Origin of the sequence: Methanosarcina sp. A14 (genome assembly GCF_001729375.1) — an archaeon.
Classification (GTDB): domain Archaea; phylum Halobacteriota; class Methanosarcinia; order Methanosarcinales; family Methanosarcinaceae; genus Methanosarcina; species Methanosarcina barkeri.
Map to the genome: position 1 here is coordinate 1 of NZ_LZPK01000349.1, position 12,451 is coordinate 12,451.

At 36.4% G+C, this 12,451-nt stretch carries 8 protein-coding genes, 1 pseudogene and 1 CRISPR repeat array; of the genes and pseudogenes, 1 reads left to right on the forward strand and 8 read right to left on the reverse strand.

Features of this window, described 5'->3' with window-relative positions; all coding sequences use genetic code 11:
* Positions 1–3,440: direct repeats of the CRISPR family, unit length 35 nt; unit sequence TTCAATCCTTGTTTTAGTGGATCTTGCTCACGAAT.
* A gap of 113 nt (positions 3,441–3,553) precedes the next feature.
* The 8 genes from cas4 to A9239_RS15070 all read right to left on the reverse strand — a co-directional run bounded on the left by cas4 (position 3,554) and on the right by A9239_RS15070 (position 11,945).
* Entirely contained in the window at positions 3,554–4,285 is a 732-nt protein-coding gene (cas4, locus tag A9239_RS15035; RefSeq protein ID WP_230628913.1) for a CRISPR-associated protein Cas4, read from the reverse strand.
* A gap of 17 nt (positions 4,286–4,302) precedes the next feature.
* A complete protein-coding gene (cas2, locus tag A9239_RS15040; protein WP_048156059.1) occupies positions 4,303–4,593 on the reverse strand; it encodes a CRISPR-associated endonuclease Cas2 in 291 nt (96 codons plus the stop codon).
* Between the two features lie 119 nt (positions 4,594–4,712).
* Positions 4,713–5,684, reverse strand: coding sequence for a CRISPR-associated endonuclease Cas1 (cas1, locus tag A9239_RS15045; protein WP_048156060.1), 972 nt, complete (start codon positions 5,682–5,684; stop codon positions 4,713–4,715).
* On the reverse strand, positions 5,672–6,328 hold the full coding sequence (locus A9239_RS15050; protein WP_048156064.1) for a CRISPR-associated endonuclease Cas6: 657 nt from the start codon (positions 6,326–6,328) through the stop codon (positions 5,672–5,674). The genes cas1 and A9239_RS15050 overlap by 13 nt, the downstream gene beginning before the upstream one ends.
* A 9-nt stretch (positions 6,329–6,337) precedes the next feature.
* Complete coding sequence (cas3, locus tag A9239_RS15055) at positions 6,338–8,737, reverse strand: CRISPR-associated helicase Cas3' (RefSeq protein WP_218104630.1); 2,400 nt, start codon at positions 8,735–8,737, stop codon at positions 6,338–6,340.
* On the reverse strand, positions 8,709–9,380 hold the full coding sequence (gene cas5b / locus A9239_RS15060) for a type I-B CRISPR-associated protein Cas5b (RefSeq protein WP_218104632.1): 672 nt from the start codon (positions 9,378–9,380) through the stop codon (positions 8,709–8,711). The genes cas3 and cas5b overlap by 29 nt, the downstream gene beginning before the upstream one ends.
* Before the next feature lie 27 nt (positions 9,381–9,407).
* A complete protein-coding gene (cas7b, locus tag A9239_RS15065; RefSeq protein ID WP_048156070.1) occupies positions 9,408–10,283 on the reverse strand; it encodes a type I-B CRISPR-associated protein Cas7/Csh2 in 876 nt (291 codons plus the stop codon).
* Entirely contained in the window at positions 10,284–11,945 is a 1,662-nt protein-coding gene (locus tag A9239_RS15070) for a TIGR02556 family CRISPR-associated protein (RefSeq protein WP_048156075.1), read from the reverse strand.
* A 313-nt stretch (positions 11,946–12,258) separates the two neighbouring features.
* Here A9239_RS15070 and A9239_RS15075 point away from each other — a divergent pair.
* Positions 12,259–12,451 (forward strand): annotated as a pseudogene (locus A9239_RS15075) (CRISPR-associated transcriptional regulator Csa3); the annotation flags it as partial.

Sequence of the window (12,451 nt, forward strand, 5' to 3'; positions counted from 1 at the left end):
TTCAATCCTTGTTTTAGTGGATCTTGCTCACGAATAGAGACATCGTATGTGTAACGTGGATAAATTCATAGTTTCAATCCTTGTTTTAGTGGATCTTGCTCACGAATATTATCAAGTATAGAGGCAGACACATCAACTTCTAAGTTTCAATCCTTGTTTTAGTGGATCTTGCTCACGAATCAGGCCAACTGGAAACAGTGTTTAGGCTGAGAATGTTTCAATCCTTGTTTTAGTGGATCTTGCTCACGAATAACTTGGTTTGATGATTGATAAATCATGATGATAAGTTTCAATCCTTGTTTTAGTGGATCTTGCTCACGAATTGATAAAATTATTGCAGAAATTAACAAGAGGTGTGCAGTTTCAATCCTTGTTTTAGTGGATCTTGCTCACGAATGAGCCAATGTGTGGGGTTTCTTTGTCGAATTTCAGCTGTTTCAATCCTTGTTTTAGTGGATCTTGCTCACGAATCCATCACAAAAACGATGAATGCAGAATACAACACGTTTCAATCCTTGTTTTAGTGGATCTTGCTCACGAATAAAAGTCAGGGTCCACAGCACAGGCCGCCCATAGAGGTTTCAATCCTTGTTTTAGTGGATCTTGCTCACGAATAATCAATTACACCACCAACTATATTTTTAATTGAAGTTTCAATCCTTGTTTTAGTGGATCTTGCTCACGAATTGTAGCGAATCTTCAGACTATGATACGTAATCAGAAGTTTCAATCCTTGTTTTAGTGGATCTTGCTCACGAATTGTTGTATATTTTACTTTAATATTTTTGTGGAGAAAGTTTCAATCCTTGTTTTAGTGGATCTTGCTCACGAATTTTCAATTCAGAACGCATTTCATCAATCAGAGATATGTTTCAATCCTTGTTTTAGTGGATCTTGCTCACGAATAAATATGCTGGATATCTCTCGAATACGATGGTCCAGTTTCAATCCTTGTTTTAGTGGATCTTGCTCACGAATTTTGATCTAATGATCAGTTTGTTACAACAAACCGTGTTTCAATCCTTGTTTTAGTGGATCTTGCTCACGAATCCGAAAATACAATATTATTGTATCGAGTAGGTGATTGTTTCAATCCTTGTTTTAGTGGATCTTGCTCACGAATATAATCACTTATATTAGTCAATCCATTTATTGTGTTTCAATCCTTGTTTTAGTGGATCTTGCTCACGAATACCTGGAATAATCAATGGAGTATACGTGATGGGTTTCAATCCTTGTTTTAGTGGATCTTGCTCACGAATGTTTGGATTATACCAGGAAATTCATTATTAGTTATGTTTCAATCCTTGTTTTAGTGGATCTTGCTCACGAATCTACCAACTGCTAAATCAAGAACATCTTTAACAGAGTTTCAATCCTTGTTTTAGTGGATCTTGCTCACGAATTGGATTTTTATTAAAATCAAAAAACGAAGATAATGATGTTTCAATCCTTGTTTTAGTGGATCTTGCTCACGAATTGTTACTTTAAATCCTTTCAGTGGTGGATATGCTTGATGTTTCAATCATTGTTTTAGTGGATCTTGCTCACGAATGGTCGACAACAAAGCTTTGAATGAAGAAAAACTCATGTTTCAATCCTTGTTTTAGTGGATCTTGCTCACGAATAAATAATGCATCTATCTTCTAAGATATCAATCCTGTTTCAATCCTTGTTTTAGTGGATCTTGCTCACGAATTTTGTATTAGGTTATACCGAATCATGGATTGCAGATCCATCTAGTTTCAATCCTTGTTTTAGTGGATCTTGCTCACGAATCAGACTCTGCTGGAACAATTTCAGTTGAATTATCAGTTTCAATCCTTGTTTTAGTGGATCTTGCTCACGAATATTTTTTAGATCGTTATGCTGAGTGGATTGAACATATGTTTCAATCCTTGTTTTAGTGGATCTTGCTCACGAATTGTACACGGAGTTGAATATGCATGTACAGATATTGAGTTTCAATCCTTGTTTTAGTGGATCTTGCTCACGAATATGAAAAGTTTAGGACTTAATGAAGAAGAATAGTTTCAATCCTTGTTTTAGTGGATCTTGCTCACGAATATATATAGCAGGACAGGATTATCCTGGTGAAATGTTTCAATCCTTGTTTTAGTGGATCTTGCTCACGAATATCCTAGAGTAGTTGTGTGGGGTTTAACAAGTGGTAGTTTCAATCCTTGTTTTAGTGGATCTTGCTCACGAATCTTGTACAAACAAGATTGACGAATATTGTAAAGTTGTTTCAATCCTTGTTTTAGTGGATCTTGCTCACGAATAAAAAAGGTATTGGTCGCTTAAATGTCGATAGAAGTTTCAATCCTTGTTTTAGTGGATCTTGCTCACGAATTCTAACCCTCTTTTTTTTGGGTCCATGACTAGATGTTTCAATCCTTGTTTTAGTGGATCTTGCTCACGAATGCAGACCCTAAAGGCGGTTCACTCTGGGAAATAAAGTTTCAATCCTTGTTTTAGTGGATCTTGCTCACGAATTATCATATACAATATCATCCGAAGACGACGGAGAAAGTTTCAATCCTTGTTTTAGTGGATCTTGCTCACGAATAAGCGTCAACCCTAGCTGGAAAATCGACCTGAATTAGTTTCAATCCTTGTTTTAGTGGATCTTGCTCACGAATAATAACTCTTTCTGCTCATCTCACCAGTCATACAAGTTTCAATCCTTGTTTTAGTGGATCTTGCTCACGAATCTGGTGGCAAAGTATTGATGATGGGTGGAACATTTTGTTTCAATCCTTGTTTTAGTGGATCTTGCTCACGAATTCTTTTTATTCTACCCGTTCTAAGCTTCAATATGTTTCAATCCTTGTTTTAGTGGATCTTGCTCACGAATGTAACACATACTCCGGAGTTAGAGACCCCTTTATAAGTTTCAATCCTTGTTTTAGTGGATCTTGCTCACGAATTTATACGCCATGCGGACTTAAAAACGACAATATGTTTCTATCCTTGTTTTAGTGGATCTTGCTCACGAATCGCGGAACAGTTAGGCGTATCTATGGCCGATGTCGGGTTTCAATCCTTGTTTTAGTGGATCTTGCTCACGAATACAGTAAATGACATTCCAAGAAAACCTATGTAAAACCAGTTTCAATCCTTGTTTTAGTGGATCTTGCTCACGAATAGCAGGAACGGAGGCTTAATATGCCTCCAATAGATTTGTTTCAATCCTTGTTTTAGTGGATCTTGCTCACGAATAATAAATCATACAGGCAGTAATGCCTACGAATCAGGGTTTCAATCCTTGTTTTAGTGGATCTTGCTCACGAATTAAGTGGTCTTTACCAGAGTCTATAAGAGCCTTTATGTTTCAATCCTTGTTTTAGTGGATCTTGCTCACGAATCTCATTTAGTAGAGCGATTTCAAGTGGGAAATTTGGTTTCAATCCTTGTTTTAGTGGATCTTGCTCACGAATAGGGCAAAATTTTCCGTTATTTGGCTAGAAAAGCCCTGAAATGAGCCCTTTTTTGGGGCTAAAATTCTTGCTGGAAAATTATCAAACCCTTTATAAATACAAGAAAAATCTCTTCATACGCAGATATTCCTGTAACAGCAATCTACGCATTTTCTAGATGATTTGGTAGTTTTGGGATATAAGCCTTTTTGAACGATATCGAGTATTTCCCCAATAATTTTCTCAGCTTTTTTGAAATCAGAAGTAGTAATTTTCATTTCTTTAACCAGACTGTTGCTTCTGGTGAAACAGATATAAGCACGGTTTACTTCAATATTATAGTTTTCCCGGATCAAAAGAGCCTGCAAAACCAGCTGAAACTTATAGGTTTTAAAAATCTTGTCTTTATACTCAGCAAATTTATATTCAAGAGGAGCAGCAGTCCCGTCTTCAAGAAAAAGTACTTCATCTACTATTCCCTTTATATGATGCTGTTTTGAAGCAATGAATACGTCTCTCTCTTTCCTTATACAGTTAAGTTTCTTCCTCACGTAATCCCTGTTGGTTAGTTTCCTTGTTTCATGGACCTCGCGGCCTTTAATAACCTTGAACCTTTTCTCTTCATGCTGGGAAATGTCGAGACAGTACATATAGTAGATAAAGCGAGAGCAAAAAAGGTATTCAAGCACATCTGAAATTCGGATTATTGATTCAGAATCGTTTTCAGACTCAGGTTCAATGTATGTCTCTTCTTCATTCTCGGAATCATTTTCAGGAGCTATATTTTTTTTACAACCGGTTTCAACCCGCTGATCACTTCCCGCACACTCAGAAGAGCTACCTTCTTTGAGAGCAAAATTCGTCATACTTCTTACCTCAAAACTCAGAAGAATTTGGTAATCACTTCATCACTGACAAGCTCTTTATCAAAAGCCTGGCCGAGCAGCTGGACTTTCTTGAATGACTGCTCATCCATTGGAAAAATATACACAGAATCACGTTCAATGTCAATCAGTTCTTCACATTCAAGACCCAGAGAGTCTCTGTCATTCGTATTTAAGTCTCCCAGAAAAACACTTTTCTGAACTCTATAAAGCCCATAGCTCTTACAGCGATCACTTACTTTCTGGCGAACCCTGTTCTCCGTAATGTCATATATTACCCAGACAAGCAAACCCAAACTCCTCCATTCTTATTTTCAACCGAATCACTTTCCGGCTTTCTCAAATCAATAAGTTTCTACTTTCTCGAATCAATAAGTTACTGAGTGCCGGTCTTATCGCATTGAAACTTTCATTTCCCGATAAGGTTATTTGCAATCCTGTGGCAGTCAAACTGGATTGTATTTCCAATTTTGATGTTCCTTCCCCTGTAGCTTATTTCTTTATCAAAAGTTTCATTGACAGCCTGGATAAGAACGGCTTTACCTTCTTTGTTAAGAGTCATGCCATTGGGAATTTCATCAAAAAAGTTGTCTGAAACCTGTTTTTTTGAAAAAAGGTTGAAAACTGTCCTGTCAATGTGGATGCGGTACATTTCTATCAGGTCAAACACAAAAGATTTCTTGTTATAGTCGTCTGTGTGGTTAAAACCAACATAAGGGTCAAGCCCTGCTATAATGCATGCTTTTTCCACTTTTGAATATAAAACCCCATATCCATAATTCAAAAGGCAATTGAACCCATCTTTTGCAGGGTTTCGACTTCGACCATTGAATTTCCACCTGTCAGGCAAAAGAAAACTCAAAGCCTCAAAATAGTGCCTGGAAGCCATTCCCTCAAGGCCCATTATTTTTCCCCGCATCTCGTCAAGTTTTCCTTCAAGTGCTTCAAGCTGGGATTTCATGTCTTCCATTCCGGAAATGTAGTCGTCAAGTTCGTCTTTCTGATCAGGCCTGTTCTTTTTGAGGTCTTTCAAAAAAAGGATCTGGCTGTCAATCTTCTGCTCTATCCAGCCTTTTGCAAGCCTGAACCCTTCGGGCTCGTCTGAGATTTCAAGCTGCCTTCTTCTTATGTAGGTTGTGCTCCCGAGTTTTGAGTGCCAGACCCGCCCGAATGGATCGCCAAAATTGTCCAGAAAAACGATATCGATATTGTTTTCGACTGCAAATTTGATGGCATCGGTTGTTATTGTTGCAGAAGTTGTAATCAAAATGCTGTCAACTTTCTTTTCAGAGACCTCGAAGGTCTTATCGTCAACTTTTACAAAAAAGCAGTTGTTCTGCTTTTTTAGAAATGAACCGCGGGTGTTGATTACAAGCTGCATCTTTTCACCGTTCCAAAACCGCGAGATACGGATTTTCCAAGACCGAAATAGTCGGGGAGATTAAAATTGGATTTGAACCCACCTTTAAAACCAGCCATTTTTTTACCTTTGAAATTTACTCTGATTGGTTTGACATCCAACTTAACTCTAATTTTATCTTCAATCCGGCAATCCAGGTATTTAGCCATGGACAGTATGTTTCCGATCAAAATTTTTGTTAATAATTCGTCTTTCTCTATTTCGTCTGCAGCATTATAATTGTCTATGTTTTTTTGATTCAATGCAAACCATGGAGTTTTAAAAACATATTCCTGAATCTCTTTGGTGACACCAAAAAAAATGGATTCAGTGTTTATTTCTGCTCTTTCAAGACAAAACCGGGTACCCTCAATATTTATTTCCTCCTCACAAATGCCAATATCCAGAATAAGGTTTGCACCTTCTCCCAATCCCACAAGAGTAGGTATGCCATCAATGACTTTGTACTGGACTAAAGGGTACCTGTAAATAGGTCCTTTTTCTCCATGATTATGCATGAGCTCTTCAAAAGAGTATTTTTTTGCAAAAAAACCTCTGAGTTTTGAACCGTCACGCATATGGAGCCGAACATCCGGATATTGTACGCAGCTGTAATTTATATGCAAAAAAACACCTCAAAAAATTTCAATGCTTTGTGTGTCTGAAATAATACCCTTATCTTCTGAATAAAGTTGTCTGGTACCTCGGGTCATTGGAAGATATTCAACATCAAATCCTTTTATTTCCTGAAGATCGTCACGAATTTCCGAATAAGTTTTTTCGTTAATGGATATTCGATATTGATTCAACTGACGGAACAGGTTTTTGATTTCAAAACTATATTCCCATGGGTTCTTAGACGCTTTTTCTTTCTTTTTGATATCCCTGAGTTTTTCAATAATTTGAGAACATTCTGGGTCCGCTTCGATAATTATGTCTCTTTTAAAGGCATAGTCCTTTTTAATCAACTCAAAAGAATCTCTTAGCTTTCTTAAATCGAAATTCTCCACATCTTCGAGCATTTCTTTGGAGATATCATGACTAACCTTTTCAATTATCTTCTTCGCATAAGTTTCATTCAAGAAATAGATCTCTTTTTCCTGGATTACCTCTTTATTTTCAAGAATGTCCAGAGTTATATCGGTCAAAAATACCGGGTATATATAATTATGAAAATAAGCATCTGTTTTTTCATGTTTTAGCCTATATACATGAACTTCACCGGGTTCCTGACCAACTCCATTTCTGTTAGCTCTTCCTGCAGTTTGGTTTATCGAACTGAGAGGTGAAAAGTCCCTGTAAACGACATCAAGGTCAATATCAACACCAGCTTCTATTAACTGTGTCGAAACAACAACTAATTTTTCAGGACTATTTTTTATGAAATTGATCTTTTCAAGCCTTGCTTTTGGATATATTTCGGTTGAAAGATATAGACAGGTTCTGCCAGTATTTTCTTGAAGAAATTCAAATATTTCCTTTGAAGACTTGATTGTATTAAGTACAATCAAAAAACTTTTTTCTTCCCGATCCTCGATGTCTTCAAGTAGTATATTTTTGAACTCATCCAGCGATTCTTCCTCATGAATGTGGTTGCAAATCTTTATTCTGTTAAGCTTTTCAAAATAAGTTTTCTTCCCAGGTACAAGCTCATGAGTGCCTACTAAAAAAGGCATCGTTGCGGTTACAAAAATGAACCTTGTATTATATTTCCTTGCCAGTAATTCAAAAAATTTCCTTATTACGGGATAATATTTTTCATCTACTGCCTGTATTTCATCGAGAATAATGATTGAATTCGTGAGACGATGAAAACGATGTGCTATGGAATTATTTCCTAACTTAAAAACAGTATTGAACAACTGTACGAAGGTAGTCGTTATAATTTTGCTTTGCCAATTATCATAACAAAACCTGGCATCATAATTTTTGTATTCTTTTTCATCAGATTCATATTTTATTTCAGAAAGAGAGTGATGCTTTAGGATTTCTGTATCCTTTGGTTCTTCATTACCTTGATTAAATTTTATGATGTTTAGTAATTCATCATAATTTTGATCGATTATACTCATATAAGGAAGAGAATATATAACTCGTGATTCGTTGCCATAAAGTCTCTCAAGTTTGTCGGCTAGGTAAAGGGCTGAATAATATGCAAGAAATGTTTTCCCGGATCCCGTTGGGACATTGATCGAAAAAAAGTAATCGGAATTCAAATCAACAAGAGCAAGTTCTTTTTTTATTTCCTCAAATATCTCGTCTCTCATCTGGAATATTTGAGAATCTGCAATTGCCTCATTCTTAGATAAGAGATTGAAGCGTATATGATCCTTATATTTTTCAACAAACCAGCTTGGTTTTTGGGCCGGCAACTTTGGGGACTCGGAGATCAACTGCATTTTGTCTGCAGTAAGTAGGAGGGAATAAACATAATTGAAATCTAAAGTATCTTCTATTGAAAACTTATTTAATTGCCACCTGCTACGAAAATGCTTTTTTATTTTTTTGATATCCCTCTCATTGATAAATTCAAAAAAATCATTTAGATCTAAATCATAAATCTTTTCGAGCTCAATCTGACTATATTTCTTAATATCCCGTATCTGCTCCTCAATTATATTATAATTATCTGTTAGATTGAATTCATCCCGAGCATCTTTTACACTCCCATGATGGCGCTTTACAATTAAGTAACCAAAAAGCTTGTATTCTTCTGGAAGCCACCAGTATGCAAAAATGGCAGATAAAAGAGAATGATTCTTATTTGGCCCAAAGTGTTGATCTTTTCCCCTGTACTCTCCTTTTTCTTTCGCTTCATGATATGCAAGATATTCCTGAAAAAAGGAAGTTGCCTTCCCAAAATCATGTGCCATGCAGATTTTTCTTATAATATCTTGCTTTCCCCCGTTTTTATTCTGAGAGGCATAAATATCAGTTGCTATGATTGTAACTCCTTCCAGGTGATCCTTTAGCAACTGATGTGGATGCGACTTTAAAGTAAAACCATCATTCGAAGAAGAAAACGGCATTTCCATCAATTCCGTATATATCTCTTTTTAACTTGCCAATTAATGAGCAGGCTTTACCTTCTCTGAAAGCAAATAATACTTTTTCATAACCTGTATACTCTCTTTTTTCGTTGTTGCAAACAGGAATATTGTCTGTAAATATGTGGTAATCAGAGTGCTGTATATTTATGAAACGGGAGGGAATTATGCTCTCCACGCTGTTTGCACCGTTTATTATTTCTGTATCGCATCGAGTTTCATAACTGAGTTTTGCAATATATTCACTTACCCCCAGATAGGGCGTAAATACAGGTTTTTGCTTTTTTAGCCTCTCCTCAAGTTCATCGAGCTTATCTGGAAGCCACGAAACAAATATTCTGTACTCTGGACCTCTTAGAAATTCGGCATTTACTGGAAAACTGAACAGGTCTCTTTCCGCTTTCATACTCACTAATTTCAGAGTCTGCATATCTTTACGAACTGGAGAAAGAACTTGGATGCCGATTTTCAAATTGGAGGTTTCTTTATATAGATCTATTTTGTCGATACCCATTACCGCTCCGACAAGTCCTTTTACAGCTGGAGGGTGGATACACAAAAAAGTGAGAGCTGATGTAGTGGTATACGGTTTTCTAAATTTAGCATACTCACTTTTTGCCCTAAAAACCAAGCAATCCATTAAAGAGCGCCTCTGTTATCAAATATCAATTACCTCAAAATCATCCAGGAGATTTTCTACTTTTACACTGCCGTGCCAGTAGATACGTATGGTATCTATTGAATCTTTTTTATTTTCGTAATATTTGGCAAGTTTTTCAAGGTCAAGGGTGACCTGTGAAATATCGCGCACCTCCTCTTTGTCTGTGTCAAAATTAACATCAACATAATTGAGTTCACCATCAATCCTGTGCTCTTTGTATACGACCTCGATAAGTAACCTGGGCATCTGGTTTTTTGATGTACTCCTATAATTGATAAGTCCGTTAATTAGAGCTTTAGTGAACTCATTGAGGTCTTCTTCACTAACTTCTATTCCCTGCCTCTTTGCCGTGTTATCGTTGTAAACGGCATAAGTTTTGAAAAGTGCATAGGGAGATATGTATTTGGACCAGATTGTAGACTGGCTTTTCCCTTCCCCGCTGGAATAAGCAGAATTGCCCTGCATGAATTTTATTTCTGCGGGATTGACGGATTTGCTCCACATGACCTGCAGAGGACCTGTGATATCGTACTTGGGCTTGGTGATTACTGCACCAAACAGCCTAACATCGATATATTCACTCAGAAGGTAGGCGGGCAGGTCGTTCTCTTTTACACCGGAGTCAGTCACGATCTCTTTGATCAAACTGGTGCATGACATTACTTTTCCTGCATCATCTTTTTTTGTGCGGACAAGAACATTGTGTCCAGTTGCTTGCCACTCGTCCCTTATAAATCGCTTTATCCGAACGTCGGAAACTTCAAGCTGACCCGTAACTTCGTCATGTCTGGGTTTGTTATCATTGAGCATATCCCCGTTCGGATTTGCCATAGTGCTGTCCCATATAAGCAAATATTCTCTTGTGTTAGCCATTTATTCATCAGCTCCTTCATCATCTGCAGTATCATCTTTTGATTTCCCAATCCATTGCTGCATTCCCCAGAAAAAAATGTATTTAGCTTCGTCACTGGATAATTTTTCATCACCCCTTCCCATAAGCTCTTTTGAGGAAGAAATCAGGTCTTTTAAATATCCTTTATTCTGCACTCCATATTTGTACATCAGTTCTGAACATTGGTTTGTGAAGTAAACAAATGTCTTGAAATCGTACTTCCTTCCGAAGAAGAAATTCTTTTCAAGGTATGACTCAGTATTTTGTTTGTCGTCTCCTCCCTTGTATTTTTTAGATTCGTATACCATATTTCCATAAAGACGACCTAGCAAAAACCACGCTTTTTTCACATCACTATCAAAGAATTCTTTGTTTATTTCAAAGAACTCTTCAACATTTTCATATTTTACCATACTGTAACCTCTACCATCTTGTTCAACAAAATTCCAACCTTTGTCAAGACAACCACAATCTACAAGGAAATTATATACCCGATGGATCGTGAAGATGTTCGATTTGTATCCTGCAAAATAATCATGCTTGTATTTTCCCATTGCTCGGGAAAAGAAAAGATTCCGGTTTATTTTGTTTCCATGGAATATATTTTTCAGGAAGTTCTTAGCTTCATTCGTGTTGAAAATTTCACCTGGTTTTGAAGAATTCCCAAGTAAATTAGAGAGCACCTGCCAGATAGCTAGATGATTTCCGGATCTGGTCTTGTATTTTCTTTCAAGTTCTGCGATGGTTGTGAACCTTGAAGGCATTACATCTCTTATGTTGTAGGTTATTTTCCATTCAGATTTTCCCGCAGGAGCTGAAATGAAAAGAATATCAACATCAGTATCACATTTTCCTACCTCTTCCATGACTTCAGCTTCGTTTTCCCGAAGGTTACTAAGAAGATTTCGACCTTCTTTTACATCTCCTATATTGGAGAATTCAAAAATCATTTTGACTTCTTCATTATAATCATGAGGCAGGAATAAAATTTCACTTCCACCCCACCAGGTCTTAAGAAACGTGTCTACGTGTTGCCTTCCGAAAAGTATGTGTTGAATGCAACATTTACAGATGCCATAAGAAAGGCCATCTGTATTTGAAAAAATTCCTTTGTCATTAGTATAGCATTTATACGTAATGCTATCATACAGCGTGTCCGTGTGCTGACCACATATATGACAATTTCCGGGTGAGGATGTTTTTCTCAATCCGTTTTTTTCAATTTCATCCAGAAATTTCTGTTTCGAGATTTCGATTGGTTTTTGGTTGTTTTTCATGAAAAGTACAACAAAATTTACTCCTTCATACTCTTTAACTTTAGAATCTAGTAATTGTTTGACTTCATTGAACCTTTCAAGAGAAACGTCAATAAATTTTAATGAATCTTTGATTCTGTTATCTTTTAAAGAATCTTTTTTGACAAGGGCTCCAACAAACCAGTTACCCTGTGTATATAGCAGTCCATCCCTGAAAACTCGTTTTTCAAAATCTCTTGTATCTATAGAAACAGAATCATCGCATATATTGACATCAATAATTAATTCATAATCACCATTTTCTTCTTTTTGCCATAAATCGATCAGATCTTTTTCACCTTCAATGTCCTGGATCGTCTTCCCGATGTTGCAAATAGTTTCAATCATTATCAATCCCGCAGCAAAATCTTTTTGTGAATTGAATTTTTATTTTTTCAATAACATATTCACCGATTTCTTTCATCGCTTCGATCACAGAAATTACACCCTCTTAAAATAATACAATAAACTTGAGATTTTGTCTAGTACAATCATGTATAATTGAAATTAAACCCACGAATTATAAACTTTAAAGTTTTATAGCGAAGGTTCAATATATAAATTTCTATATAGGGTCATAATTATAAAGATTTAATATTAAGAATCAAATAGAGGTATATATTGGAAAACATCTACTCCACCCAAACAATAAATGCATTTAATGTCAAAGCTTACACTCATCTCTACAATATATTCCCTTGAGCCTGTAATCATCTGCGTGACCAGGCTTTCCCCTTCAAAAATTATACTGTTGTCAGAGGAAGGGGCACCTGAAAAGAAGGTGCTGTCTGAAGAAATGATCGAAAAAACGTTTATAAATGCTCTCGAAGTTGAGAAAAAGTATACGTCTGTTT